Here is a 26,455-nt window from a genome sequence, read left to right on the forward strand (position 1 = left end):
CTCCACCGTAGGAGGGCTCGAGGACCCGCTGTAGGGACTTCCGTCACCCCTGGATGGGCGTGCCGAAGCGGGCCACGAGGTTCCGGACCCTCCACACGTCCACAGCGCGCGTCGGATGGCATGTGAGTGCCACACTCAGCCATGCTGCGCCTCCAGGACCAGTGGGTGTGGGACTCGTGGGTCGCCGACGACGGCGAGCGCTACCACCTCTTCTTCCTCCATGCCCCTCGCTCGCTGGGTGACCCCGCCCTGCGGCACACGCACGCCACGGTGGGGCACGCGGTCTCCGACGACCTCACGCGGTGGCAGCACCTCGGCACTGCGCTGGGTCCTGCGCAGACGGGGTTCGACGACCTCGCCATCTGGACCGGGTCGGTCGTCCACGACGGCCGGCAGTGGCGGATGTTCTACACGGCCATCTCCACCGCGGGTCACCACGTCTACGACCAGCGCATCGGCAGCGTGGTGTCCGACGACCTGCACACGTGGCACCGCTCCGCCGACCAGCCCGTGCTGCCGGTGGACCGGCGCTGGTACAAGACCCTCGACCTGGCACCACCGCCGACGACCGGCCCCCACCTCGAGGGCAGCAGCGAGACGTGGCGCGACCCCCTGGTGCTGGCCGACCCCGCCGGCGACGGCTGGCACATGCTGCTCACCGCCCGGGCGGTCGGAGGCGCCCGCAACGACGACGGGGTGGTCGGTCATGCCCGCAGCGACGACCTGGTCACCTGGCGGGCCGACCCTCCCCTGAGCCGGACCGGCAGCGGTTTCGGGCAGCTGGAGGTGCTGCAGAGCAAGGTCATCGACGGCCGCTCCGTGCTGGTCTTCACCTGCCACCCGCAGGAGATGACGCAGGAGCGGCTGGTGAGGTCAGGCCACTACTGCACCTGGTCGGTGCCGAGCCCCAGCCCCGTGGGCCCCTTCGACATCGACCGGGCCCGGCCGTTCACCGCCGACCCCGACCTCTTCGCCGCTCCCCTGGTGCAGCGCCGCGACGGGAGCTGGGTCCTGGTCGGCTTCCACGACCTCGAACAGGCGGGCGGCGACGGCTTCGAGATCTGCGACCCGATCCCGGTCGGCCTCGACGACGACGGCTACCTCGTGGCGCGGTGACGGGCGGCGGCTGTGACGCGGCGGGAGGAGTGACGCGGCGAGAGCGGTGACGCAGCAGCTGCCCCGCACGCCGGGCTCAGCCGCGCCGCCAGACGTCCACGACCCGCGCACGCCCCGGGTGGCTTGGGTCGTCGACGATCTCGCGACCGTCGAGCCACGACCCGATCACGTGCGCCAGCTCGTCGGGATGGCTGAAGTTGAGGGCGTGTGCCGCCCCTTCGATGAGCACGACCGTGACGTGGCGCGGCGCCAGGCGCCCAACCTCCTGCACGCGGCGCGGCGGCGGCATCAGCGGGTCGCGGCTGCCGAGCACGGCAAGCGAGGGCACCGGGGTCTGCAGCAGCCGCTCGAGGGACGGGAACTGCGTGAGCTCGTGGAAGAGGCGCAGCGCGCTCAACGGGCCGAAGTGGAGGTAGTCGGGTACCGCGACACGGGCCATGCGGGGGCTCTCCCGGAGGGCGTCCGCGCCCAGCTGCACGAGCGCCCGCGCCAGGGGCTGGTTCTGGATGCCGCCGGCAGGAGAGACGAGCACGAGCCGGTGCACCCGCTCAGGAGCCGCATGCGCCACCTCGAGGGCGACCGGGCAGCCCATCGAGTTGCCGACCAGCACGACCTGTTCGAGGCCCAGCGCGTCGAGCACTTCCAGCAGAGCCTGCGCGAGCGAGGGAATGCCGAGGACGCTCTCCGGCTTGGCGCTGCGGCCGTAGCCGGGCAGGTCGGGCACCACGTTGACGCCGCGGGGTGCCAGCACCTGCGCGGTCGGCATCAGGTAGCGGCCCGAGATCCCGAAGCCGTGAACGTGGACGATGGGCGGGCGGTCCTCGACATCGGCGCTCCTGCGGTAGTACACAGGCCTCCCCGCCACCGCGACGGTGCCGTCGGCCCACCCCACGGGCAGGGGCCTCACTCGACTTCGGCCGCGGCCGCGCCGCGCCGCGACCGCAGCACCAGGAAGATGACCGCGATGGCGACGGAGCTGATGCCTCCGGCGACGACGACCGAGGCGAGCGGGTAGCCGGCCAGGACCGACGCCACGGCATACGCCAGCGTGCAGCTGACGACCGACCAGAGGGTCCCGCCGACGGCGGACCACAGCAGGAAGGTCCGGTAGGGCAGTCCGCTGAGCCCGCACGAGGCGTTCACGACGAACCGCAGGCCGGGTACGTAGCGACCGAAGGCCAGCATCACGGCAGCACGCGATCCGATGAGGTCGAGCGCCATCGCCACCTTGTCGTTGCTCAGGGCCCGGTCGAGCTTTGTCTCGAACCGCCGACGGCTCGACCGGGCGACCCAGTACAGCGCCGAGTCACCGCCCACCGCGCCCAGGGCACCCGCAACCATGATCGGCACGAGGTCCAGCGCTCCCTCCACTGCGAGGGTGGAGGCGGTGTTGAGGGTCGTCTCCGCCGGGAACAGGGCGCAGAGCCCGTCGAGGAACACCAGCGCGAAGACCATGAGGTAGGCACCGCTGTCGCTGGCCTGCGCGATCCGCTCGGACAGTTCGGGGCCGTCGAGGAACCGGGCCACCACGACGCCACCGAGGAGGAGCACCACGGCGAGCATGACCCACAGCCACCCGTTGCGGGCCCTCAACAGCTCGTGCCGATCCACCACGCTCCCATCGTGGGCGCGGGCACGCAGCCCCACACCATCTGCGCCGGATGAGGTGGGCCGCGCGGAACTGGTCAGACGGCCTCGAGCACGCTCACGTAGTTGGCCACCGCCAGGCCGCCCATGTTGTGCACGGCCGCTCGGCGGGCGCCGGAGAGCTGCATGTCCCCCGCGGTGCCCGTGAGCTGCATGGCGGCGAGGACGTGCTGGGAGACGCCGGTGGCCCCGACCGGGTGGCCCTTGGCCTTCAGGCCGCCGGAGAGGTTGACCGGCAGCCGGCCGTCGCGCTCGACCCAGCCCTCCTCGATGGCCCGTCGCCCCTCGCCACGCGGCGCCAGACCCATGACCTCGTAGAGCACCAGCTCGGCGATGGTGAAGCAGTCGTGCACCTCTGCGAGGTCGAGGTCGTCGAGGCCGACCCCGGCCATCACCATCGCGCGCTGCCAGGCGGCGACGCTGCCGGTGAACTCGAGCGGGTCGCGCTTGGCCGCGGGCAGGAAGTCGTTCGCGTGCCCGAAGCCGGCCAGGCGAACCGGCGCGGTGGCGGCGCCCGGGGCGGCAGTCGACGAGAGCACCACCGCCGCCGCACCGTCCGACACGGGTGAGCAGTCGGTGCGGCGCAGCGGCTCGGCCACGACCGGGTTCCGGTCCGACACGGTCTGGCAGAACTCCACGCCGAGGTCCTTGCGGAGCTGGGCGAAGGGGTTGAGCACACCGTTGCGGTGGTTCTTGGCGGCGATGAGACCGAGCGTGTCGCCGACCGGGCCGTGCCGCTTCTCGTGGTGTCGCGCCACCTCGGCGAAGATCCCGGCGAACCCGGTGCTCGACGGTGTGCCCGCCAGCTCGTAGTCCGCGCCGAGCAGGGCGGCCCCGACGACGTCGGCCGGGGCGTGGGTCATCTTCTCGGCACCGACCACCAACACCGTCCGGGCCGTGCCCGCCAGCAGCGACTTCACGCCCTGCTGGAACGCGGCCGAGCCCGAGGCGCAGGCGTTCTCGACCCGCGTGGCAGGAGTGTTGGCGAGCGCGTCGGAGACCTGCAGCACCAGTGACGAGGGGAAGCCCAGCGGCACCATGCCGGAGTTGAACTGCCCGAGGTAGATCTCGTCGACCTGGCCCGGCTCGACGCCTGCGTTCTCGAGGGCCTTCGTCGCCACCGAGACGACGAGGGACTCCAGCGTCTCGTCCACCAGCTTCCCGAACCGGGAGTGCCCCCAGCCGGTCAGCAGCACGTCCGTGTCGAACGCCTCGCGCACTCCCATGGTCCACTCCTTCGCCGCCGGGACACCCCTCGTCGGGACAGGCTTCTCAGGCTAGCCAGCCCCGCCGCGCGAGCCATGGTGCGCGGGCACGCGCGGGGCGGCGAGGAGTGGGGCCGGCACACACGGCATACCGCGGGTGGCTCTGGTGGGGTGGCCTGGTGTACGAGCACCTCCACGACCACCACCGCTGGGTCCTCCCGGATGTCCTCGAGGCGCAGGCGCGCGAGCGCGGCGACCAGACGTTCCTCACCGTGATCGGCGAGGGCAGGCTGACGTATGCCGCGGCGGCGCGGCAGGCGCGCCAAGTCGCCGCCCACTGTGCCGGGCTGGGGGTGGCGCCGGGTGACGCCGTCGCGGTACTGCTGCCGAACGGACTCGACTTCGTGCGGCTCTGGCTCGGGCTCGGCCGTCTCGGCGCCGTCATCGTTCCCCTCAACACCGCCCTCACGGGCGACTTCCTGGCCCACCAGCTGCGCGACAGCGGCGCCCGCCACGTCGTCACCACCGAAGACGCCGCCGGTGCGGTGGCCGACGTCCAGCCGACCGTGCCGGGGCTGGAGGTGCTGGCCCTCGACGGCTGGGAGCACGCGCCGGAGCACGACGGCCACTCCCCTGCCGCCTCCGAGACGGCCTGCCTGATGTACACCTCCGGCACCACCGGGCCGTCCAAGGGCGTGCTGATGCCGCACGCCCACTGCTACCTCTTCGGGCTCGGCAGCATCGAGGCCCTCGGCCTCACGGAGACCGACCGCTACTACGTGTCGATGCCGCTGTTCCACGCCAACGGCCTGTTCATGCAGCTCTACGCCACCCTCATCGTGGGCGCCTCAGCGGTGCTGCGCGGGCGGTTCAGCGCGTCGTCGTGGCTCTCGGACATCCGTGAGCACGGGTGCACGGTGACCAACCTCCTGGGGGCGATGACGCAGTTCGTGGTCGCCCAGCCGCCCACGCGCCACGACCGCGACCACGCCCTGCGCGTGGTCTGCCCGGTGCCCAACCCGCCGTCGCACGAGCGGGCCTGGCGCGAGCGGTTCGCCGTGCCCGAGGTCGTCTCGGCCTACGGCATGACCGAGGTCAACATCCCCCTCTACGGGCGGCTCGGCACCTCCCGGCCAGGGACCGCTGGGCTGGTGCTCGACCGCTGGTTCGAGGTCTCCGTGCGCGACCCGGACACCGACGACCTGCTCCCCCGCGGCGAGGTCGGCGAGATCACGGTGCGCCCGAAGGTGCCGTTCGGCTTCATGGCCGGCTACGCGGGGCTGCCCGACGCGACCGTGGCGGCGTGGCGCGGCTTCTGGTTCCACACCGGCGACTCGGGCGTCATGGACGGGGACGGCTGGGTCACCTTCGTCGACCGCACCAAGGACTGCATCCGTCGCCGGGGCGAGAACATCTCCTCCTTCGAGGTGGAGAGCGCGATCGCCCGGCTCGACGGCGTGGCCGAGGTGGCGGCGTATGCCGTGCCGGCCGGTGCCGAGGGCACCGAGGACGAGGTGATGCTCGCGGTGGTTCCCGCACCCGGGGCCCGTCTCGACCCCGACGCCGTCGCCGCGCACGCCGACCTCGTGCTGCCCCGCTTCGCCCGGCCGCGTTATGTGGAGGTCGTGGACACGCTGCCGAAGACCCCGACGCAGAAGGTGCGCAAACATCAGCTGCGCGCGAGGGCCGTCGGGCCGGCGACCTGGGACCGGGAGGCCGTCACGGCGCCTCAGGCGAAGGACTGACCCCCGCGGCCGGTCGCAGCGCCCGCGACCCGTCAGCCGGCGAGCGCCGCGAAGACCTCGTAGACCATGAAGGCCGGCCAGAAGAGCCCCTGGAAGACCGCCAGCACGTACTCCCAGAACCTGTCCGCCTGCTGCCAGAACCAGACCAGGGCCCCGAAGATCCCCAGGCCGTAGACCGCGCCACCGCCGGCTGCACCCGTGTTGCTGCTGCTCATTCCTGCCACCCCTTGGTCCCTGCCACCTGCCACCACCCCCGGCCGCCGGGTGTGACCGCCGGCCTGGACCGCCGGCACCAGTGTGCGCCCGGCTCCACGGTCACGGCAGGGCCGTTCGGCTCCCCCGGCACCGGTGCTCCCTCTGGCGGAGGCTCGCCCTCGTCCGGCCGCCCGATGGTTAGGACATAAGTCCTAGGACGTGCGCCGGGAAACAGGGGTGAACGACCGACTGACAGGGATGCTGCGCACCGAGCATGCTTCTGATCGGGGCGGAGAAAGTGAGGCCCGGCGCAGAACTCGGGGGAAGGGCGCCGGGCCTCACTCATGTCCGGAGACGGGTCTCTACGCGACCATGCCGTGTGGGTCGATCACGTACTTCTTGGCCGCTCCCTTGTCGAACTCCTGGTAGCCCTGGGGAGCCTCGTCCAGGCTGATCGTCGTGGCGTTGACGGCCTTGGCGATCTGCGCCTTGCCACTGAGGATGAGGTTCATCAGCTGACGGTTGTAGCGCTTGACCGGGCACTGGCCGGTGGTGAAGGAGTGCGACTTCGCCCACCCCAGACCGAGGCGCACGCCGATCTGGCCGATCTTGGCGCCCTCGTCGACGCCCCCGGGGTCACCCGTGACGTACAGGCCGGGGATGCCGAGCGCCGCGCCCGCCCTGGCGATCGTCATGATGTCGTTGAGCACCGTGGCGGGCGCCTCCGCGGCGCCGGCACCGTGGCCGCGCGCCTCGAAGCCCACGGCGTCGACGGCTGCGTCGACCTCGGGCTCACCGAGGATCTGCTCGATCATGTCAGGCAGCTCGTTCCCGGAGCTGAGGTCGACCGTCTCGCACCCGAAGCTCTTCGCCTGCTGGAGCCGCTCCGCGTTGAGGTCACCCACGATGACGACGGACGCCCCGAGCAGCTGGGCGGAGTGCGCCGCGGCCAGGCCGACCGGACCGGCACCGGCCACGTAGACCGTCGAACCCGTCGTCGCGCCCGCGGTGTAGGCGCCGTGGTAGCCGGTGGGGAAGATGTCGGAGAGCATCGTGAGGTCGAGGATCTTCTCGAGGGCCTGGTCCCGGTCGGGGAAGCGGAGCAGGTTGAAGTCCGCGAAGGGCACCATGACGTACTCCGCCTGCCCGCCGACCCAGCCGCCCATGTCGACGTAGCCGTAGGCCGCCCCGGGCCGGGCGGGGTTCACGTTCAGGCAGATGCCGGTCTTGCCCTCGTTGCACATGCGGCAGCGCCCGCACGCGATGTTGAACGGGACCGAGCAGATGTCACCCGGCTTGACGAAGAGCACGTCCTCGCCCACCTCGACCACCTCACCGGTGATCTCGTGGCCCAGGCTCTGCCCCACCGGTGCGGTCGTCCGCCCCCGGACCATGTGCTGGTCGCTGCCGCAGATGTTGGTCGTCACCAGCTTGAGGATGGCGGCGTGCGGAGCGCTCTTCTTCAGGCCCAGGCCCTTGACCACATCGTCAGGGAGCTCGAGCTTCGGGTAGTCGATCGACTCCACGGCGACCTCTCCCGGACCCTTGTAGACCACAACACGGTTTCCCGTCATGGTTCTTCTTCCTTTCCTTTGGTGAGAACTTTTCCGCTGGTGAGAACTTCCCGCCGGCCCGGGGCCGTGCGGTGATGACGATGGGCGTGCGCCCGGCTCAGGCCTCCTCGGGTGGGTTCGGGGTGTAGGACTCCTCGGCGGCCGGTGCCTGTGCCCGGCGGGGCAGCTGTCCTCCGAACAGGGCGAGGGCGAGGTACGGCCCGAACGTCCGGGCCGGGTTCCGCGAACCACCGGTCTGGGGGGCGATCAGCAGGATGGCGGCGGCCGCGGCCAGGCCGATCACGAGCCCGGCCCAGCCCAGGGGCGCGCGCGAGTCCACCGCCACCTCCATGACCGCGAAGAGGAGCAGGAAGGTGCCGAGGCTCACGGCGACGATGCCCCGCCAGTGGGGAACGCCCTCCCCCAGCGACGTCGCGCCCAGACCGAGCTCGACCGCGCCGGAGCCGAAGACGGCGATGATGAGCACGGCGCCGACGAACGCGCCGACGAGCCGGGCCAACACGTAGGGCAGGACCTCAGCCCACGGGAACCGCCGGGTGGCGGCGAGCGCACGCGTGACGGCTGGGTTGATGTGGGCGCCGGACACCGGACCGAAGCCGTGGATGACGACCGCCACCACGATGGCGAAGGTCAGGGAGGTGAAGCCCAGGCTCGCGTAGCCCACCTCACCACCGCCCACGCGAAGCGCTGCGACGACGGAGCCGGCCCCCACGAGCACGAGCATCGCGGTCCCGCCGCACTCGGCCACCACACGGCGCCACAGGCCTGCCTGCATTGCGTGCCCCCTTGCACGAAACGGTCGCGGCCCCCGTAGCCCAGTCACGACCTGAGTCGCCGGCAGCCGCGTCCCTGGCAGCTGCGCCCTGCGCCCGCGCCTTCCTGACGCTAGACCGGTACCTCCGCCTGTTCAACCCCCACCGAGCGCTAGTCGGTCGTGGAGGCCACCGCCTCGACCTGGGCCGGGCCAGGCGGGTCCGTCGGGTCCGGGATGTCGGACCGGTGGCCGAGGAGGCGCAGCCAGCGCACGAGCTGCCGGTGCACCTCGTCCGCGCCGGCGAGGGGTGCGTCCTGGTCGAGGGGCCACGCGGTCGGGTGCACGAGCACCGCCTGGGTCTGCCAGCCTCCGAGTCCGCCGTGGTTGCCGACGAGCTCCTCGTAGGCCGCGACCTCGTCCGTCCCCGGGTACAGCGGGCTGTTGAGGACCAGGTCGCCGACGTGCTCGAGCGCCGCGTGCCGCCCGACCTGGTGCTCTGCCCGACCACCGAACGCCCGCAGCGGGTCGCGCCCCTCCACGCGGCCCTCGTCGAGGTAGCGCGTCCCACCACGGCCCAGCGCGACGGTCCCGTGCTCCTGTGAGCGCACCACCACGTACCCGATGCCCGGGTGCATGGCCAGGGAGGCGACCAGCCCCGGGTAGGCGGCGTCGATCTCCTCGCGGCTCATCCGTCCGGTGAAGCGCGTGAAGTAGACCATCGCCAGGTTGCCCGACGCGATGACGACGACGTCACCAGCGCCGGCGCCGTCCGGCGAGGCCTGTGTCGGAGTTCCGGCGACCGTGGCCTTCGGCGCACCGCTCTCGAGGTGCACCTCGTCGCCCACGGACCGGTGACGGGTGGCCCGTCTGACTGCCTTCCCCGTGGCGCCTCCCTGCTCCCCCACCTGGGACAGCAGCGTGTTGGCCGGCCCCGCGGTCTCCTCGAGGTTGGTGGCGGCGGTCACGGTGTCGACACGGCCGGCCAACAGCTCACGGACCAGGTCCTCGAGGCTCTGGCCGTGGCGTTGCCGGAACGTCGCCCCCTGGCTCTGGCCGTGGTCCGAGACGATGACGAACTCGTAGGGCCGGGGCGCCTGTTCGGCCGCGGCGTGGAGCACCCCGATGAGGTGGTCCAGGCCCGCGAGCGAGGCCAGCGACTCGGGCCGGGTGGGCCCGGCGTGGTGGGCGATCTCGTCGTAGTCGGTGAAGTCGCAGAAGATGGACGGCCTCCCCGACATCATCTGCTCCACGATGAGCCCGGCGTTGAGGTCCCTCAGCAGGACGTTGGTGACCGCCCGCAGCACGACGTAGGAGCCGTGCCGCTCGATCCTGGGCTCGACCGCACGGCGGCGCTGCCTTCGGCCCTGGTGTCGCTCCTTGACCATCTCCCCCACCGAGAGGACCAGGGAGCGGGACAACCCGTACGGGTTGATGAAGTAGGTGGCGTAGCCGCGTGACGGACCCCTCCGGGAGCCGGGAGCGGTGACGGCACTCATGGTGAGCAGCGCCGTCGGGGCGTCGCCGGTGAAGATGTTCGAGATCCCGACACCGCCGTCGGCGAGCAGGCCCCGACCGTCCGAGAGTCGCTGCTGGATCACGTACGCGTCCTTGGGGCGGTTGGCCACGAGCAGGCGGTCGTTCTCCTTCTCGTACCACCGGAACGCGGGGACCTGCGAGCTGGCGCCGTGGAGGAGGCCCGCCTGGCTGGCCGGCGTGGTCGACGGCAGCTGGACCTCCCACTCGGTCAGGGTGTGGCTACCCGAGCGGATCCAGCGGCTCAGCGTCGGGAGGTCACCGCTGCGGATCGCCCAGCGCAGCAACGGGGCCGACAGCCCGTCGATCTGCAGGAAGACCACGCCCGGGACCGTGGTCGTGGTGGCCTGGGCCCTCGCCTTGCGGGACTGGCGCAGCAGGTTGGTGAGGAACGCCGTGTCGTCTCCGGCACTGACGAGCCACGTGGCCGCCGTGACGAGCAGGGAGAAGAGCCAGGACGCCCAGAAGGCGTTCCAGAAGCCGTCCACGGAGATGCCCGGCGTCAGGCTCAGGGCGGCGTAGAAGAACGCCGCCTCGGCGAACACGCTCGCCAGCAGGACGCCCAGCCAGCCCACCATCAGGGCCACCGAGGTCACGAGCGGCTGGACGAGCCCGTGGAGCACGCCGAGGATGACGGCGGCGAGCAGCACGTCGAGGGTCGCCGCCGCGTTCACCCCGGGCGTGACCCAGATGGTGACCGAGAGCACGATCCAGCTCAGGACCAGGTTGACCGCCGCTCGCCGGATCTCGGACCACGACGTCGGCTTCCGCCCCTTCAGCAGGCGCCATCCGAGGCCGGCTCGCGACCGCGCGCTGGGGGCAGCGGATCTCGTCGGGCCGGCGTCGCCGCCGGGGCCGCCGTCCGCTGGACCTGTGCTCGTGGTCTCCACCGCCACGATGCTGGCAGCCCTCCCCCGCGATGACCCCACCCCTGGCGGATGAACGTGGGTGGGCTCACCCGTGGCGGCGCCGCCCTCCGACGACCGCCAGCAGCAGGCCGAGGAAGGCGACCACCGGCCCCAGCACCGCCCACAGGGTGACGCCGCTCATGGGACTGCCTCCGACGTAGCCCAACCCCTGGAGGGTCCACAGGGCGCCGACCAGGAAGATCACGCTCCCGAGCGCGATGGCCAGAGCACGACTCACCTGCCGAGCGTAACCCGCCCGCCAGCGCGAGCGCCCAGCCAGCGCGAGCGCCCAGCCAGCGCGAGCGGTCAGCCAGCCCGGTCGAGGTCAGCGCGGTCGGTCGGGCTGAGCTCGACGTCCACGGCCCGAGCGGAGTCCCGGGTCGAGCTCGGGCGGGAGGCGCCGGGAATGGGGATGACCACCTCTGCCAGCGAGAGCTCCCAGGCCAGCGCGACCTGCTGCGGGCTCACGCCGTACCGCCGAGCGACCTCGGCGAAGGCGCCGTGCTTCGAGCCGAGCTCCGCGGCGTTGGAGATGCCGCCCAGAGGGCTCCACGGCAGGAACGCGATGCCGCGCTCCGCGCAGTGCTCGAGCTCCGCCCGGCTGGAGAGGAAGGCCGGCGAGAACTGGTTCTGCACCGATGCCAAGCGGCCTCCCAGCACCTCGTTGGCCTCCTCGATCTGGGCGATGGAGGCGTTGGAGATGCCGGCCCGCACGATGACGCCCTCGTCGAGCAGCTCCGCCAACGCCCCGATCGACTCGGCGTAGGGGACCTTCGGGTCGGGTCGGTGGAACTGGTACAGGCTGATGGCGTCGACACCGAGCCGCTTCGCGGAGTCCCTGGCCGCCTGCTTGAGGTAGGCGGGGTCCCCGTTCAGCGTCCACGACCCGTCCCCAGGGCGCAGGTGCCCACCCTTGGTGGCGATGACCACACCGGAGGAGTCCCCGCCCCAGGACCGCAGGGCCTTGGCGACGAGCTCCTCGTTGTGGCCGACCTCACCAGCCTCGAGGTGGTAGGCGTCCGCGGTGTCGATGAGCGTGACACCGGCATCGAGGGCCGCGTGGATCGTGGCGAGGGAGCGCTGCTCGTCGGGGCGTCCCTCGATGGACATGGGCATGCCGCCGAGGCCGATGCTCCCGACCTTGAGGTCGCCGAGGATGCGCTGCTTCATGTCGTCACTCCTGTTCGTCGCGGTCAGACCTGCGGGTGGTCCTCTGGGGCAAAGTCATCTGCTGTCGGAGTTGTTCCCGGTTGTCCGCGTTGCCGGTGGCGGCAGGCTGCCGTAGACAGTGCGCATGCCCCTTCCGACCGACGTCCGCACCACCCGCTCCGAGCGACTGGACCGCCTCCCCTTCACGCGGGAGCACCGGCGGCTGGTCGTCGGCTCGGGCCTGGGATGGGCCCTCGATGCCATGGACGTCGGGCTGATCAGCTTCGTCATGGCGGCCCTCGCCAAGCAGTGGGGACTGGGCGCCGGAACCCTGTCGTGGATCGCGTCGGTGGGGTTCATCGGCATGGCCGTCGGGGCGAGCGTCGGCGGCCTGCTGGCCGACCGGATCGGCCGCCGGCAGGTGTTCGCCCTCACGCTGCTCGTCTACGGCACCGCCACCGGCCTCTCGGCGCTGTCGTGGTCGGTGGGCGCCCTCATGGCGTTCCGGTTCCTCGTCGGCCTGGGGCTCGGGGCCGAGCTGCCGGTGGCGGCCACGCTCGTCAGCGAGTTCGCCCCCGCCCGGATACGCGGTCGGGTGGTCGTGGCCCTCGAGGCGTTCTGGGCCGTGGGGTGGACGCTGGCCGCGCTGATCGGCTATCTCGTCGTGCCCGGTTCGGACTCGGGGTGGCGCTGGGCCCTGGCCATCGGCGCCGCGCCAGCGGTCTACGCCGCGGTCGTCCGCTTCGCGCTGCCGGAGTCGGTGCGTTTCCTCGAGCAGCAAGGGCGGCACGACGAGGCCGAGACCGCGGTGCGCCGGTTCGAGGCAGCCGCAGGAGTCGCGGCACCGACCGAGGTGCGTCCCGCCGGCCCCAGCCCGACCGGGCCGCTCGACACGACCCGAACGCAGCGTGCCGGTCTGGCCGAGCTCTGGCGCCCGGAGCGGCGACGCACCACCGCTGCGCTGTGGGTGGTGTGGTTCGGGGTGAACTTCTCCTACTACGGGGCCTTCATCTGGTTGCCCACCCTGCTCGTCGCCTCCGGGATGGACCTCGTCCGCTCCTTCGGCTTCACCCTCGTCATCACCCTGGCCCAGCTGCCCGGTTACGCCCTCTCCGCCGTGCTGGTCGAGCTCTGGGGACGTCGCGTCACACTCTCGCTGTTCCTGCTGGCCTCGGCGGTCTCGGCGGTGGCGTTCGGGATGGCCGACACCGAGGCGATGGTCCTGGCGGGCGGCATGGCGCTGTCCTTCTTCAACCTCGGCGCCTGGGGGGCGCTGTACGCCGCCACCCCCGAGGCCTACCCCACGGCCCTGCGCGCGAGTGGCTCGGGAGCGGCCGCCGGCTTCGGCCGAATCGCCTCGATCCTCGCGCCGCTGTCGGTGCCCCCGCTGCTGGGCCTCGGCGGCAGCGCCGTGGTGTTTGCCTGCTTCGCCGCGTTCTTCGTGCTCGCGGCCGCCGGGGCGTGGGGCCTGCCGGAGCGCCGCGGCGAGACGCTCGAGACCGCGGCCTGACCGGGCCGCCAGCCGACCGCCGCTCCTGCCCGGCGCTGGCCGCGGGCCGCGCGACGGGCTGGGCTCCGCTCGCCCTAGCCTTGGGGCATGGACCTGGGCCTCGATTTCGGCACCACGCACACCGTCGTCGCCCTCTCCGACCGGGGCAACTATCCCGTGGTCGCGTTCCTCGACGAGCACGGCGACGCCCACGACCACTTCCCCACCGTTGTCGCCGACGACGACGGTGCGCTCGTCTACGGCTTCGCGGCGCTCGAGGCGGCCCGTCGCGGCGCCCCCTTCGTGCGCTCGTTCAAGCGCGTGCTCGCCGAGTCGAGCGTCACTCCCGACACGGTGCTGCGGGTCGGCCACCGGGACGTGCTGCTGCTCGACGTGCTCACCGGCTTCTTCCAGTCACTGCAGGACGCCCTGCGAACGGCGTCGACCGCCGAGGGCCTGCTCGACAGCGCGGCCACCCGGACCGTGTTGGGCGTGCCCGCCCAGGCCAACAGCGCCCAGCGCTTCCTGACGCTGGAGGCCTGCCGGCGCGCGGGGTTCCACGTCGCCGGCATGGTCAACGAGCCCTCCGCGGCGAGCTTCGAGTTCGCCCACCGCCAGGCCCGGTCCATCTCGTCGCGGCGCAACCTCGTCATCGTCTACGACCTCGGCGGTGGGACGTTCGACGCCTCCCTGGTGCAGCTCGACGGCACGGCGCACGAGGTGCTCGACTCCTTCGGCGTGAACCGGCTCGGCGGTGAGGACTTCGACGAGGCCCTCGCGGGGGTGGCCCTGACGGCTGCGGGTCGCGCGCGCGACGATCTCACCGAGGCCCAGCGGTCGGACCTCCTGGACGAGTGCCGCGACGCCAAGGAGCGCATCACCCCGCAGTCGCGCCGGATCAACCTCGAGGTGCCGACGGCCGGTGGTGAGACGCAGGTCGTCACCGTCGGGGTCGACGATTTCTTCGACGCCGCAACGCCTCTCGTCGAAGCGACCACGGATGCGATCGAGCCCCTGGTGCGAGCCCTGGGCTCTGCTGCGGACGGGGGCGACGAGCTCGAGGGTGTCGCCGGCATCTACATCGTCGGTGGGGCGAGTGCGCTGCCCCTCGTTCCACGCCTGCTGCGAGCCAGGTTCGGCCGCCGCGTCCACCGGGCGCCGATGCCGAGCGCGTCGACAGCCGTGGGCCTGGCGATCGCCGCCGACAGCGCCGCCGGGTTCTCGCTGCGCGACAGGCTCTCCCGCGGCTTCGGGGTGTTCCGCGAGCGGGAGGGCGGGGCCGCGGTCTCGTTCGACCCCGTGCTCGACAGGTCTCTGCTCACCACCGAGGTGGTCGGTGCGCCGTCGTCAGCCGAACCGGTTGTCGTCACCCGCCGTTACCAGGCGGCACACAACATCGGCTGGTTCCGTTTCGTGGAGTACTCGTCGGTGGACGACCAGGGCGAGCCCCGCGGCGACCTCGCGCCGGTGGCCGAGATCGTCTTCCCCTTCGACCCGGACCTCCAGCGGCAACACCCCGGCTCACCGTCGGAGCCGACGTATGCCGCGCAGGCGCTGCGCGGCACACCCATCGTGCGGTGGTCCGGGCCCATCGTCGAGGAGCGCTACACGGTCGACCCTGCCGGCATCATCTCGGTCGTCATCACCGACCTGAGCACCGGCTACCGGCAGGAACACGTCCTGTCCACGTGACCCCGGCAAGGGAGCCGACGGCCCACCGGGGCTCGCTCAGCGGCCGCCGAAGGTCTCGAGCAGGACGGCGCGCTCGGCGTCGGTGAGGTTCGTCGCGACCAGCTTCTTGGACACCCCGCGGAACCGGTCGCCCAGCCGGTCGAGGTCGCCCTCGTCGGTGACCACGAAGAGGGCAGAGGTCCCTTCGGTCACCTCGGTGCGGATCGTCTCCAGCTGGTCCTTGGTGATGCCCGTGCCCTCGGTGGCCTTGCTCAGCGCGCCGATCGCTGCACCCACGACGCCGCCGACCACGGGCACGAAGAAGAGCGCGCCGACCAGCACGCCCCAGAAGGCTCCCCAGCCCGAGCCGCGGACCGCGTCGTCGTGGCTGTGCCGCGTGGTGGGCCGTGACTGCCCTTCCGGCCACGACACCACGGCGTGGTCGAGGATCTTGACCATGCCCTCGGAGGCGGCATCGGCGAGCACGTGGGCGGCCCGCTCCGCGCCGTCGGGCGACTCGAACTTCCACACGGTGAAAGCGGTCATGGGGCACTCCTCACGTTCGGTTGGTGCAGGCCCCTCACCCCTGCCGCCGAGGCTACCCCGGCCGGGTAGGACGAGCAGGGGTTTTGTCGAACCTAGGCCAGCCGGAGAGGGCTGGCCCCGGCCCGGGAAATGTGGTCCCGACGAGCCATCGGCTGCCCGGCCCGGCGGGCCTAGGTTCGAGTCAGAGGCGATCGAGGAGGCTGTCATGGGAGGACTCGAGTCGAGGAGCTTCGACTCTCCGGAGGAGGTGCGCCCCTTCACGGACAAGGGTGCGGCAGAGGTCGTCACGCTGGCCGGCAGCACCGTCCTGAAAGGACGCTTCGAGCCGGGGTGGCGCTGGTCGGAGCACGTCCGCCCGCTGGCGGGCACCGACAGCTGCCAGTCGCCCCACCTGCTCTACGTCCTCTCGGGCCGGATGCACCTGCGCATGAACGACGGCACCGAGGGCGAGGCCGGACCCAACGAGGTCGTCCGGGCCGAGCCGGGCCATGACGCGTGGGTCGTGGGCGACGAGCCTTGTGTCGTGGTCGACTTCGGCGCATCACCCTCCTACGCCCGGCCGGCGTAGCCGGCACCCGTCCCCGCGCCGAGCCCCGCGGCATACCCGTCTGAGTTCTTGATTCATTCCAGTAAATGCAGCAGACTCCAGGCGTGCCCACCACCACGGACCTCGAGCGCATGCTGCGCGGCGCAGACCTCCGTGTGACCCGCCCTCGCCTGGCCGTGCTCGCCGCCGTGCGCGAGCACCCGCACGCCGACACCGACTCCATCATCGGCGCCGTGCGCGAGGAGCTGCCCGGAGTCTCCCACCAGGCCGTCTACGACGTGCTGCGCGCCCTGTCCGCGGCGGGACTGGTGCGCCGCATCCAGCCGGCCGGGTCCGTCGCCCGCTATGAGGCGCGCGTGGGCGACAACCACCACCACGTCGTATGCCGCGTGTGCGGCACCATCGCCGACGTCGACTGCGCCGTCGGCGACACCCCCTGCCTCACCGCCTCGGGCGACCACGGCTTCGCCATCGACGAGGCCGAGGTCACCTACTGGGGCCTGTGCCCCGAGTGCGCGACAGCAACCGCCACACGCTGACCGCGCCACCAACCAAGCCCCCACCCCACAATGAAGGAGATGGACTCACGTGGTCGAACACGGCAGCGAGAGCGAGAACCCGGTAATCCCCGCCCCCGAACCGAAGACGGATCGGCGGCCGCACAGCAACAGGGACTGGTGGCCGAACCAGCTCAACCTCCAGGTGCTCCACCAGCACTCCTCCTACGCCAACCCCCTGGGTGGGGGCTTCGACTACGCCGAGGCGTTCCAGGGCCTCGACGTCGAGGCCCTGAAGCAGGACCTCATCGACGTGATGACCACCTCGCAGGACTGGTGGCCGGCCGACTTCGGCCACTACGGAGGCCTGTTCATCCGGCTCAGCTGGCACGCTGCCGGCACCTACCGCATCGAGGACGGCCGTGGTGGCGCCGGTGACGGCTCCCAGCGCTTCGCCCCTCTCAACAGCTGGCCCGACAACGCCAACCTCGACAAGGCCCGCCGACTGCTCTGGCCGGTCAAGAAGAAGTACGGCCAGAAGATCTCCTGGGCCGACCTCCTGGTGCTCGCGGGCAACGTCGCCCTGGAGTCGATGGGCTTCAAGACCTTCGGCTTCGGCTTCGGCCGTGAGGACATCTGGGAGCCCGAGGAGATCTTCTGGGGCCCCGAGGACACCTGGCTCGGCGACGAGCGCTACAGCGGCGACCGAGAGCTGTCCGGCCCGCTGGGCGCGGTGCAGATGGGCCTGATCTACGTCAACCCCGAGGGCCCCAACGGCAACCCCGACCCGATCGCAGCGGCTCGCGACATCCGCGAGACCTTCCGCCGGATGGCGATGAACGACGAGGAGACCGTCGCCCTCATCGCCGGTGGCCACTCGTTCGGCAAGACCCACGGCGCCGGCCCTGCCGACAACGTGGGCCCCGAGCCGGAGGCCGCTCCGCTGGAGGAGCAGGGCCTCGGCTGGCACAGCACCTACCGCTCCGGCAAGGGCGCCGACACGATCACCAGCGGCCTCGAGGTGACGTGGTCGAACACGCCCACCCGTTGGGGCATGGGCTTCTTCGAGAACCTCTTCCGCCACGACTACGAGCTCGTCAAGAGCCCGGCGGGTGCGCACCAGTGGGTCGCCAAGGAGGCCGAGGCCACCGTGCCCGACGCCTTCGACCCGGAGAAGAAGCACCGTCCGACGATGCTCACCACCGACCTCGCGCTCCGGCTCGACCCGGAGTACGAGAGGATCTCGCGCCGGTTCCACGAGAACCCGGACGAGTTCGCGCTGGCCTTCGCCAAGGCCTGGTACAAGCTGCTCCACCGCGACATGGGCCCGGTCTCCCGCTACCTCGGCCCGTGGGTGCCCGAGCCGCAGCTCTGGCAGGACCCGGTGCCGCCGGTCGACCACGAGCTCGTCGGGGCCGAGGACATCGCGGCCCTCAAGCGCACCATCCTCGACTCCGGCATCTCCCCCTCCGACCTCGTCTCCACCGCGTGGGCCGCTGCCGCCAGCTACCGCGACACCGACAAGCGGGGCGGAGCCAACGGCGCGCGGATCCGCCTGGCACCGCAGAAGGACTGGGAGGTCAACGCCGGCACAGCACCGGTCATCGAGCGCCTCGAGCAGCTCCAGCAGGAGTTCAACGGCGCGCAGACCGGCGGCAAGCGGGTCTCGCTGGCAGACCTGATCGTGCTCGGTGGCTCCGCCGCGGTCGAGCAGGCCGCCAGGGCCGCCGGCGTGGAGGTCGAGGTGCCGTTCGCCCCCGGACGCACGGACGCCACGCAGGAGCAGACCGACGTGCAGTCGTTCTCGGTGATGGAGCCGCGGGCCGACGGGTTCCGCAACTACCTCCGGGCCGGCGAGAAGCTGCCGCCCGAGACGCTGCTGCTCGACCGGGCGAACCTGCTCTCCCTCACCGCCCCCGAGATGACCGTCCTCGTCGGCGGCATGAGGGCGCTCGGCACGAACCACGGTGGGGCACAGCACGGGGTCTTCACCGACCGCCCCGGCGTGCTGAGCACCGACTTCTTCGTGAACCTGCTCGACATGGGCACGGAGTGGAAGGTCTCGACCCACTCCGAGAACGTCTACGAGGGCCGCGACCGCACCACCGGCGAGGTCACCCGCACGGCCACGGCCGTCGACCTCGTCTTCGGCTCGAACTCGCAGCTGCGGGCGATCGCCGAGGTCTACGCCGAGGACGACACCAAGGAGAAGTTCGTCAAGGACTTCGTCGCGGCGTGGGTCAAGGTCATGAACCTCGACCGGTTCGACCTGCGCTGAGGTCCGACCTGCCCTGACGCGCAAGGGCCCCGGTCACCCCTGAGGTGACCGGGGCCCTCGCGTTCTCCTCAGACCGGACGCCGGGCGGGCGCGTTCTCCGCGGTCCGGCCCGGGTCGCGCTCGACGACGTCTCCGAGGGCGTCGTCGATCCTCGCCATGAGCTCGTCGGGAATGGTCACCCCGGCGGCCTTGACGTTCTCGCTGACCTGCTCCGGACGCGACGCACCGATGATCGCCGAGGCCACGTTTTCGTTCTGCAGCACCCATGCGACAGCCAGCTGGGCCATCGAGAGCCCCAGCTCGTCGGCGACCGGCTGCAGCTGCTGCACCCCAGTCAGGACGTCGTCGCGCATGAACCGGGAGATCATGTCCGCGCCGCCCTTCTCGTCGGTGGCGCGGGACCCCTCCGGCGGCTGCTCGCCGGGACGGTACTTGCCCGTGAGCACGCCCTGCCCGATGGGTGACCAGACGATCTGCGACACGCCGAGCTCCTTCGACGCCGGGACGACCTCGCCCTCGATCACGCGCCACAGCATCGAGTACTGCGGCTGGTTCGAGACGAGCTGGAAGCCGAGCTGTCGGCTGAGCTCGACACCGGCGCGGATCTGGTCGGCCGTCCACTCGCTGACGCCGATGTAGAGCGCCTTGCCCAGCCGGACGATGTCGGCGAACGCCTGCATGGTCTCCTCCAGCGGCGTCTCCGTGTCGAAGCGGTGGGCCTGGTAGAGGTCGACGTAGTCGGTCTGCAGGCGCTGGAGGGAGCCGTTGACCGACTCCATGATGTGCTTTCGCGACAGCCCGGTGTCGTTCTTGCCCTTGGGCCCGGTGGGCCAGTAGACCTTGGTGAAGATCTCGAGCGACTCCCGGCGCTCCCCCTTCAGCGCCTCGCCGAGCACCGTCTCGGCTGCCGTGTTGGCGTACGCGTCCGCGGTGTCGAAGGTCGAGATGCCCGCGTCGAGCGCGGCTCTCACGCACTGGGTGGCGGTGTCGTTCTCCACCTGGGAGCCGTGGGTGAGCCAGTTCCCGTAGGTGATCTCCGAGATCTTGAGGCCGCTCTGTCCGAGGTACCTGAACTCCATCCCGCCACCGTAGGGCCCGGCGCCCGAGGGCGCGCTCTGCGAGATCTGCACAGAACCTTCACACCATCTGCGCCGCTCCCTCCCCGGCTCTCTCCTACGCTCCAAGGGTGAGCCACAAGCCCCGTGTCCTGGTCGTCGAGGACGAGCGCACCATCGCCGAGGCCGTCGCCGCCCGCCTGGAGGCCGAGGGCTTCGAGGTCGACCAGGTGCACGACGGCCTCGTCGCCCTCGAGCGTGCTGCCGCGTGGGACCCCGAGCTGGTGGTGCTCGACGTCATGCTTCCCGGCCTCGACGGGCACGAGGTGTGCCGGCGCCTCCAGGCGGACCATCCGGTGCCCGTGCTCATGCTCACCGCCCGCGACGACGAGATCGATATCCTCGTCGGGCTCGGCGTGGGCGCGGACGACTACATGACCAAGCCGTTCTCCATGCGGGAGCTGGTCGCGCGCATCCGGGCGCTGCTCCGCCGCGTCGAGCGCGCCCGCTCCGTGACCGTCACGGCCCCCGACGTCCGGGTGGGCGGCCTGCGCATCGACGGCCCGTCGCGCAGGGTGTGGTCGGACACCGACGAGGTGCACCTCACGCCGACCGAGTTCGACCTGCTGTCCTGCCTCGCCGCCCGGCCGGGGACGGTGCTCACACGGGAGCTGCTCCTGGCGCAGGTCTGGGGCTGGGCTGACGCCTCCGGCACCCGCACCGTGGACAGCCACGTGAAGTCGTTGCGGCGCAAGATCGGTGCAGACCGGGTGCGCACCGTCCACGGTGTCGGCTACGCGCTGGAGACCGGGTATGCCGCGGAGCGCCGGTCATGAGGTACGACGTGCGCCCCCTCGACCGGGTCAGCTCCATCAGGACGAAGCTCGGTCTGCTGGTCGCCGTCACGATCGTGGTCGCCTCCGTGCTGGCGGTCATCGGCACCCGGCTCGGCGTCTCGCCGTGGGCCACCGTGCCGGTCGCCGTCGCGGCGGCACTGGTCGTGACCCAGGTGCTGGCGAAGGGCATGACGGCACCCCTGCGCGAGATGACGGTCGCCGCGCAGCGGATGGCGCAGGGTGACTACTCGCAGCGGGTGCACACCTCCTCGCGCGACGAGGTCGGCGAGCTCGCCCGGGCCTTCAACCGGACGGCGGCAACGCTGGAGATGGTGGACCGGCACCGGCGCGACCTGGTGGCCAACGTGTCGCACGAGCTGCGCACCCCCATCTCCGCGCTGCAGGCGGTGTTGGAGAACCTCGTCGACGGGGTGTCGAGCCCGGGACCCGCGGAGCTGCGCACCGCCCTCGCCCAGACCGAGCGGCTGGGGCGGCTGGTGGGCGACCTGCTCGACCTCTCCCGCGTCGAGGAGGGCGTGACACCGCTGCGGGTCAAGGAGATTCGGCTCGCCGACATCTTCGACGACGCCATCGCGCAGGCGCGCACCGATGGCGTGCACTACGTGGTCGACGTCAGGCCCCACACCCTCACGGTGGAGGCAGACCCCGACCGGCTGCACCAGCTGCTCGCCAACCTCCTCGACAACGCCGCCCGCCACAGCCCGACCGGTGGGGAGGTGACGATCAGCGCCGCTCGCCACGATGACGAGGTGCTGCTCTCCGTCTCCGACCAGGGGCCGGGCATCGCCGCGTCCGACCGCAACGCGGTCTTCGAGCGGTTCACGACGAGCTCCGCCCAGAACAGCGGCACCGGTCTCGGCCTGGCCATCTCCCGCTGGGTCGCCCAGCTGCACGGCGGCAGCATCGCCGTCGCCGACACCGACCGCGGCTGCCGCATCGAGGTGAGGCTGCCGGCCGAGGCGCACCAGCCGACCACGCGAAAGGAGCCCGTCGTGAGCACGTTCACCCCACCGGCCCCGGCCCCCGAGACCCCGGTCGGGCCACCCCACGCCGGTCTGGCCGCGTACTGGCCCGACGCCCCCCGCCGCCGCCCCGGCATCGTCGCCGCGGCCGCAGCCGCCGGTGCGCTCGCAGCCACCGTCCTGCCCGATCGCGACCTCGGCCTGGGGACTGCCCTGGTGTTCGGCGTCGTGGCCGGCACGGTCTTCGTCGCCGCGACGACGCGCACCGCCCGACGTCGCTGGACCCGCGTGCAAGCCGTCGACGCCGCCCTGGTGGGGCTGCTGCTCGTGCCGCTGTTCGTCCGCGACGCGGAGTGGATCACCATGTTGTGCCTCCTCGCCGCTCTGGCGTTGACGGCGGCGAGCTCCACCCAGGCCTCCTCAGTCCTCGCCCTGGTCGGGACCGCGGTCGCCGTGCCGCTGGCAGCACTGCGCGGGCTCCCCTGGCTCCGTCGCACGCTCAAGCCTCACGGCAGCGTCCAGGCCTGGCTGCCGGCGGCCCGCACCGCCCTCATCTCGGCCGTGCTGCTCCTGGTCTTCGGCGCCCTGTTCGCCTCTGCCGACGCCCTGTTCGCGTCCTGGGTGGACGCCGTCACGCCCGACATCACCTGGAACGACCTGCCGGCGCGCGTCATCCTCGCCGCCTTCATCGGCGCAGGCACCCTGGCGGCGGCCTTCGTGGCCCTCGCCCCACCCGCCGTCGAGCGCCTCCGGCTGCCGTCGCCCGTCAGCCGCAACGAGTTCGAGTGGCTGGCCCCGGTGCTGGTCGTGGACGCGGTCTTTCTGGCGTTCCTCGTCGCGCAGGCGACCGTCCTGTTCGGCGGCCACGACTACCTGCAGCGGACCACTGGCCTCACCTACGCCGAGTACGTGCACGAGGGCTTCGGCCAGCTCACCGTCGCGACGATCCTCACGCTCACCGTCGTGGCGTGGGCAGCGCGCAAGGCCTCGTCCGGGCGCCGACGCGACCTGGCGCTGGGGGCACTGTGCGCGATGACGCTCGTGGTCGTCGTCTCGGCGCTCTACCGGATGCACCTGTACGAGGAGGCGTACGGCTTCACCCGGCTGCGCCTGCTGGTGTCCGTCTTCGAGGGCTGGCTGGGGGTCGTCGTCCTGCTCGTCATCGTCGCAGGGGTCGTCGGCGGCAGCGGCTGGCTGGTCCCGGTCGCGGTCCGGCTGGGAGCGGCCGGGCTGCTCGGGCTGGCCCTGCTCAACCCCGACCTCTACGTCGCGGAGCACAACATCGCCCGTGAGGACTCCCCCGTCGGCATCGACTGGGAGTACCTGGGCGACCTTTCGGCGGACGCCTACCCGGCCCTGGTCGACCTTCCCGACGAGCAGTTCACCTGTGCCACCCGCGGCCTCGAGCCGCTGGGTGACGACGACTGGCTCGAGTGGAACCTGTCCCGCGAACGGACGAGGGACCTGATGGCGGACCGGCCCCCGACAGGCGCGGGCGACACGACCACGCCCTGCCCCTCCAGCCCCAGGTGAGACCAGGACGCGTCACACCAGCCAGGTGCCGTCGCGCATGAGGGTGCGGCCGGCGATCTCGTTGGCCTCGCGCCAGGCCTGCACGCGGGTCGGCCGCAGCACCAGGAAGACGTAGCCCTGGCTCGTCCGTGGGTCCCAGTCGGCCTGCGTCGCGTAGGCCTCGCCGACGGGGTCGTCGGCCACGACGTCGACCGACCTCTCGAGCACGACGTCGATCGCGACCACGTCGCGCGTCGGCCCGACCGCGAGGCGAGCCGTGCCGGAGGTGGTCAGGTTGCGTGCGGTGACCGACGTCGCCTCGACCGCGACCACCACCCGCTCCCCCACCCAGGCCAGCGACAGCGGGACGAGGTGCGGGGTGCCCGCGGCAGACGCCGTGGCGACCCACACGTCGATCGCGGGTGTCGCCAGCATCGCCAGCGTGTCGGCCTTGCGGGTCGCTCGGTCACGCGCGGGGGCGCTCACCACCGTCAGCGCACCTCATTGATGCGGACCATGTTCCCGGCCGGGTCGCGGAAGGCACAGTCGCGGATGCCGTAGGGCTGCTCCGTGGGTTCCTGGACCACCTCGGCGTCACCGGCCTGCAGCTTCTCGAACGTTCCGTCGAGGTCCCTGGTCGCCAGCACGATCATGCCGTAGGTGCCCTTGGCCATCATCTCGGCGATGGTTCGGCGCTCCGCCTCGGTGACGCCCGGGTCGGCCCCCGGCGGGTACAGCACGATGCTCGTTGCGGGCTGGCCGACCGGACCGACGGTGATCCACCGCATCGCGCCCCTGCCGACGTCGCCCCGGACCTCGAAGCCGAGTGCGTCACGGTAGAAGGCGAGCGAGGCATCCGGGTCATCGTGCGGCAGGAAGGCCGAGCTGATGGTGATGTCCATGGTTCTCACGCTAGGTGCGAGAGGGGCATCGGCGCTTCTCGATTCCTGACCGGTCGGGTGACCTGCTTTGCCACACACGCCGGCATCGCGGCCGCTCCACCGGCGGCCAGGGCCCGGTAGGTGCTGGGCGGCATGCCCACCAGCTCGGTGAACCGGGTGCTGAAGGTGCCCAGCGAGGCACAGCCGACGGCGAAGCACACCTCGGTGACGGTGAGGTCGCCCCGGCGCAGGAGCGCCATCGCGCGCTCGATGCGCCGGGTCATCAGGTAGGAGTACGGCGACTCCCCGTAGGCGGACCGGAACTGGCGGCTGAGGTGCCCGGCCGAGAGGTTCACGCCTCGGGCCAGCGCCTCGACGTCCAGCGGCTGCGCGTACTCCCGGTCGATGCGGTCGCGGACCCGGCGAAGCAGCGCGAGGTCACGCAGTCGCTGCGACTCGGCCGTTCTGGTGCCCACGTGCCGCATCGTCCCACAGCCGGTGCTCCTAGGTGTCGGAGCTGTAGGCGCCCGGCGTGATGACCACCACCGGGTCGAACTCGGTGACCTGCACGTCCGCCGGGTCCATCGTCACCCCGGCTCTCTGAATGGCGGCGGGCAGGATGTCACGGTTGAACGCGTCCAGGAGGTCCTTCGAGTGCCACACCTCGGTCACCTCGAAGCCGTTGGCGGACGGTGCGGCCACGTGGAGGATCAGCCCGTCGCGGTTGTCACCCATGAGGTCCACCACCGCCTGGTGCATGGCCCGGTACGTGCCGATGTCCTGCGCGACCCGCATCGTGTAGCCGTACATCGTCAGCTCCTTCTCTCGGTCCTCCCATGGACTCGCCGTCCTGAGGTCGTGTCAAGGGCAGGTTGGCGTAAGCCACTCCTGCGGCCGGCCTACTCGCCGAAGTAGACCCGGCGCGCCGTCTCGTCCGGGACGAGCCCGTCCGGCCCGCGGGCCTCGATGGTGGCGAACCCGCCGAGTGTGGGATCCGTCTCACGGGCGGCGGCGTTGCGCTCCCGCCGCCGGTCGGCCTCAGGCCCCACTTCCGCCTCCAGGAGCGCGCACCACCGGTCGTAGGCACGCAGCACGTCGTAGTACGCCTGCCGTTGCCGCTCGTACTCGGTCGTCGCCCGAACCCAGTCCCCGTCCGCCAGGAGCAGTTCGCTCAAGGCGCGGACGTCCCGGAACAGCAGGGACGTGCCGAGTCCCTGGGTGGGGTCCACCGCCCCCGCCGCGTCTCCCACCAGCACCAGGTGCCCGAGCGCGATCCGGCTCGACCAGGTGCAGCTGTTCGGGAAGAAGCCCACCGGGCCCGCCGCATGCGCGCCCTCCAGCGTTCCCTCCGGCATGAACGTCGCGGCGAACGACAGGAACGCGTCGGCATCGTGTCCAACCCCCTTCGCGCGAACCTGCTCGGCCGTGAGCCGGACGTAGAGGCGGCACGAGTCGGCACCGTTGGTGAACCACGCCACTGCCCCGGCCGGTGTGGTGGCCCACGCGATGCTGTCGTCCCAGCGCGCGCCCGACACGAGGAGGCCGCCGAACCAATGGTGCTCAGGGTCGGTCACGGTGTCCGCCCCCAACCACCGCCGGGCGCCCGACCTCTTCCCGTCGGCACCGACGACCAGCCTCGCCCGGATGTCCACGGCGCGTCCGTCGCTGACGACGGACACCGTGGGGCTGTCGCCGTCATGGACCCCGACGACCTTCGCCGACCGCAGCACGGTCGCGCCCTGCGACTCGGACCAGGTCAGCACCACCTCCTGCAGTCGCGGGTGGGAGAACCCCACGGCGGGCAGGGCGTCGATCGAGACCGTCTCCCAGCACAGCGAGTCCGTGCGCCGTCCGTCCTGGTAGAAGTCGAGCACGGGCAACGGCACGACGCCGACCTGCTCCAGGGGTTCGCCCAGTCCCGCGCGCAGGGCCTCGGAGTGTCCCCAGGGAAAGGTGAGCTCACCCCGGATGCGGTCGCGGAAGCGTCCCTCCTTCTCGACCACGAGGACACCGAGACCGGACCGCGCCAGCACACCTCCCAGCGCCGACCCTGCGAGCCCGCCGCCGGCGACCACCACGTCGTATGTTCCGTCGGCCATGACTGGTCCCAGGGGTTGCAGGTGCGTCACCGTCCATGCAATGCCCGGGGCGCGCGTTCGTCAACCTCCTCCACGTGCCCCGCGACACGCTCCCCGCAGGGCAGGCCGGCTGCCACCAGACGACCCCGCCCCCGGTCGGCTGGCGCGGACCGCTCACCGATTCAGGTCTGGTGCGGCGATGCCCGCCGGAGGACAGTGTGGAGAAGAGGGGGCGGCACCGGTCCTGCCAAGCGAA

The 26,455-nt window shown here is 71.8% G+C and carries 25 protein-coding genes; 9 read left to right on the forward strand and 16 right to left on the reverse strand.

Annotated features, from left to right (window positions below; translation table 11 throughout):
* Nucleotides 1-141 precede the first annotated feature (141 nt).
* Complete coding sequence (locus tag P2F65_RS00595) at nucleotides 142-1,116, forward strand: glycosyl hydrolase (protein ID WP_275803148.1); 975 nt, start codon at nucleotides 142-144, stop codon at nucleotides 1,114-1,116.
* Nucleotides 1,117-1,192: 76 nt separating this feature from the next.
* On the opposite strand, the gene P2F65_RS00600 is transcribed toward P2F65_RS00595, so the two are convergent.
* From P2F65_RS00600 to P2F65_RS00610, 3 genes are all read right to left on the reverse strand, one after another.
* Nucleotides 1,193-2,008, reverse strand: coding sequence for an alpha/beta hydrolase (locus P2F65_RS00600; RefSeq protein ID WP_275803150.1), 816 nt, complete (start codon nucleotides 2,006-2,008; stop codon nucleotides 1,193-1,195).
* A gap of 11 nt (nucleotides 2,009-2,019) precedes the next feature.
* The gene (locus P2F65_RS00605; RefSeq protein WP_275803152.1) at nucleotides 2,020-2,730 is read right to left on the reverse strand and encodes a DedA family protein; all 711 of its coding nucleotides are present in this window, start codon (nucleotides 2,728-2,730) and stop codon (nucleotides 2,020-2,022) included.
* Nucleotides 2,731-2,801: 71 nt separating this feature from the next.
* Nucleotides 2,802-3,989 (reverse strand): acetyl-CoA acetyltransferase, encoded by a 1,188-nt coding sequence (locus tag P2F65_RS00610; RefSeq protein WP_275803154.1) that lies wholly within the window; start codon nucleotides 3,987-3,989, stop codon nucleotides 2,802-2,804.
* Between the two features lie 107 nt (nucleotides 3,990-4,096).
* Between P2F65_RS00610 and P2F65_RS00615 the strand changes: the two genes are divergently transcribed.
* Nucleotides 4,097-5,713 carry an AMP-binding protein gene (locus P2F65_RS00615; RefSeq protein WP_275803156.1) on the forward strand — a complete coding sequence of 539 codons (1,617 nt, stop codon included), beginning with the start codon at nucleotides 4,097-4,099 and terminating at the stop codon, nucleotides 5,711-5,713.
* A gap of 32 nt (nucleotides 5,714-5,745) precedes the next feature.
* Here the strand turns inward: P2F65_RS00615 and P2F65_RS00620 are convergent, their stop codons facing one another.
* The 6 genes from P2F65_RS00620 to P2F65_RS00645 all read right to left on the reverse strand — a co-directional run bounded on the left by P2F65_RS00620 (nucleotide 5,746) and on the right by P2F65_RS00645 (nucleotide 11,847).
* Entirely contained in the window at nucleotides 5,746-5,928 is a 183-nt protein-coding gene (locus P2F65_RS00620) for a hypothetical protein (RefSeq protein WP_275803157.1), read from the reverse strand.
* 342 nt (nucleotides 5,929-6,270) lie between these two features.
* Nucleotides 6,271-7,482 carry a formaldehyde dehydrogenase, glutathione-independent gene (gene fdhA, locus P2F65_RS00625; protein WP_275803159.1) on the reverse strand — a complete coding sequence of 404 codons (1,212 nt, stop codon included), beginning with the start codon at nucleotides 7,480-7,482 and terminating at the stop codon, nucleotides 6,271-6,273.
* Between the two features lie 97 nt (nucleotides 7,483-7,579).
* On the reverse strand, nucleotides 7,580-8,257 hold the full coding sequence (locus P2F65_RS00630) for an MIP/aquaporin family protein (protein WP_275803161.1): 678 nt from the start codon (nucleotides 8,255-8,257) through the stop codon (nucleotides 7,580-7,582).
* Between the two features lie 149 nt (nucleotides 8,258-8,406).
* Nucleotides 8,407-10,659: a phage holin family protein gene (locus P2F65_RS00635; RefSeq protein WP_275803163.1), complete on the reverse strand. Its 2,253-nt coding sequence runs from the start codon at nucleotides 10,657-10,659 to the stop codon at nucleotides 8,407-8,409.
* A 64-nt stretch (nucleotides 10,660-10,723) separates the two neighbouring features.
* Nucleotides 10,724-10,915, reverse strand: a complete 192-nt coding sequence (locus P2F65_RS00640) for a hypothetical protein (RefSeq protein WP_275803165.1) — start codon at nucleotides 10,913-10,915, stop codon at nucleotides 10,724-10,726.
* A gap of 68 nt (nucleotides 10,916-10,983) precedes the next feature.
* Nucleotides 10,984-11,847 (reverse strand): aldo/keto reductase, encoded by an 864-nt coding sequence (locus tag P2F65_RS00645; RefSeq protein ID WP_275803167.1) that lies wholly within the window; start codon nucleotides 11,845-11,847, stop codon nucleotides 10,984-10,986.
* Between the two features lie 124 nt (nucleotides 11,848-11,971).
* Here P2F65_RS00645 and P2F65_RS00650 point away from each other — a divergent pair, with 124 nt between their 5' ends.
* Both P2F65_RS00650 and P2F65_RS00655 read left to right on the forward strand, forming a co-directional pair.
* Nucleotides 11,972-13,336, forward strand: a complete 1,365-nt coding sequence (locus P2F65_RS00650; protein ID WP_275803169.1) for an MFS transporter — start codon at nucleotides 11,972-11,974, stop codon at nucleotides 13,334-13,336.
* A gap of 87 nt (nucleotides 13,337-13,423) precedes the next feature.
* Nucleotides 13,424-15,007, forward strand: coding sequence for an Hsp70 family protein (locus P2F65_RS00655; RefSeq protein ID WP_275803172.1), 1,584 nt, complete (start codon nucleotides 13,424-13,426; stop codon nucleotides 15,005-15,007).
* Nucleotides 15,008-15,043: 36 nt separating this feature from the next.
* Here P2F65_RS00655 and P2F65_RS00660 read toward each other — a convergent pair whose 3' ends face one another.
* The gene (locus tag P2F65_RS00660) at nucleotides 15,044-15,532 is read right to left on the reverse strand and encodes a DUF1269 domain-containing protein (RefSeq protein WP_275803174.1); all 489 of its coding nucleotides are present in this window, start codon (nucleotides 15,530-15,532) and stop codon (nucleotides 15,044-15,046) included.
* A gap of 205 nt (nucleotides 15,533-15,737) precedes the next feature.
* Between P2F65_RS00660 and P2F65_RS00665 the strand changes: the two genes are divergently transcribed.
* From P2F65_RS00665 to katG, 3 genes are all read left to right on the forward strand, one after another.
* Nucleotides 15,738-16,100: a cupin domain-containing protein gene (locus P2F65_RS00665; RefSeq protein WP_275803176.1), complete on the forward strand. Its 363-nt coding sequence runs from the start codon at nucleotides 15,738-15,740 to the stop codon at nucleotides 16,098-16,100.
* 65 nt (nucleotides 16,101-16,165) lie between these two features.
* Nucleotides 16,166-16,618, forward strand: coding sequence for a Fur family transcriptional regulator (locus P2F65_RS00670; protein ID WP_275803178.1), 453 nt, complete (start codon nucleotides 16,166-16,168; stop codon nucleotides 16,616-16,618).
* Nucleotides 16,619-16,667: 49 nt separating this feature from the next.
* The gene (gene katG / locus P2F65_RS00675; RefSeq protein ID WP_275803179.1) at nucleotides 16,668-18,854 is read left to right on the forward strand and encodes a catalase/peroxidase HPI; all 2,187 of its coding nucleotides are present in this window, start codon (nucleotides 16,668-16,670) and stop codon (nucleotides 18,852-18,854) included.
* Nucleotides 18,855-18,922: 68 nt separating this feature from the next.
* Here the strand turns inward: katG and P2F65_RS00680 are convergent, their stop codons facing one another.
* Nucleotides 18,923-19,933, reverse strand: coding sequence for an aldo/keto reductase family protein (locus P2F65_RS00680; RefSeq protein WP_275803180.1), 1,011 nt, complete (start codon nucleotides 19,931-19,933; stop codon nucleotides 18,923-18,925).
* A 107-nt stretch (nucleotides 19,934-20,040) separates the two neighbouring features.
* Here P2F65_RS00680 and P2F65_RS00685 point away from each other — a divergent pair, with 107 nt between their 5' ends.
* Both P2F65_RS00685 and P2F65_RS00690 read left to right on the forward strand, forming a co-directional pair.
* On the forward strand, nucleotides 20,041-20,745 hold the full coding sequence (locus P2F65_RS00685; protein WP_275803181.1) for a response regulator transcription factor: 705 nt from the start codon (nucleotides 20,041-20,043) through the stop codon (nucleotides 20,743-20,745).
* Nucleotides 20,742-23,261 carry a DUF4153 domain-containing protein gene (locus tag P2F65_RS00690; protein ID WP_275803182.1) on the forward strand — a complete coding sequence of 840 codons (2,520 nt, stop codon included), beginning with the start codon at nucleotides 20,742-20,744 and terminating at the stop codon, nucleotides 23,259-23,261. Before P2F65_RS00685 ends, P2F65_RS00690 begins: the two co-directional genes overlap by 4 nt.
* Before the next feature lie 12 nt (nucleotides 23,262-23,273).
* Here the strand turns inward: P2F65_RS00690 and P2F65_RS00695 are convergent, their stop codons facing one another.
* The 5 genes from P2F65_RS00695 to P2F65_RS00715 form a co-directional block, all read right to left on the reverse strand.
* The gene (locus P2F65_RS00695) at nucleotides 23,274-23,726 is read right to left on the reverse strand and encodes a pyridoxamine 5'-phosphate oxidase family protein (protein WP_275803183.1); all 453 of its coding nucleotides are present in this window, start codon (nucleotides 23,724-23,726) and stop codon (nucleotides 23,274-23,276) included.
* Between the two features lie 5 nt (nucleotides 23,727-23,731).
* Nucleotides 23,732-24,142 (reverse strand): VOC family protein, encoded by a 411-nt coding sequence (locus P2F65_RS00700; RefSeq protein WP_275803184.1) that lies wholly within the window; start codon nucleotides 24,140-24,142, stop codon nucleotides 23,732-23,734.
* A 5-nt stretch (nucleotides 24,143-24,147) separates the two neighbouring features.
* The gene (locus tag P2F65_RS00705) at nucleotides 24,148-24,597 is read right to left on the reverse strand and encodes a helix-turn-helix transcriptional regulator (protein WP_275803185.1); all 450 of its coding nucleotides are present in this window, start codon (nucleotides 24,595-24,597) and stop codon (nucleotides 24,148-24,150) included.
* Nucleotides 24,598-24,625: 28 nt separating this feature from the next.
* A complete protein-coding gene (locus P2F65_RS00710) occupies nucleotides 24,626-24,931 on the reverse strand; it encodes a hypothetical protein (RefSeq protein WP_275803186.1) in 306 nt (101 codons plus the stop codon).
* An 89-nt stretch (nucleotides 24,932-25,020) separates the two neighbouring features.
* Complete coding sequence (locus tag P2F65_RS00715) at nucleotides 25,021-26,220, reverse strand: NAD(P)/FAD-dependent oxidoreductase (protein WP_275803187.1); 1,200 nt, start codon at nucleotides 26,218-26,220, stop codon at nucleotides 25,021-25,023.
* Nucleotides 26,221-26,455: the final 235 nt, after the last annotated feature.

The sequence above is a fragment of the Knoellia sp. p5-6-4 genome (genome assembly GCF_029222705.1).
Lineage (GTDB): Bacteria > Actinomycetota > Actinomycetes > Actinomycetales > Dermatophilaceae > Pedococcus_A.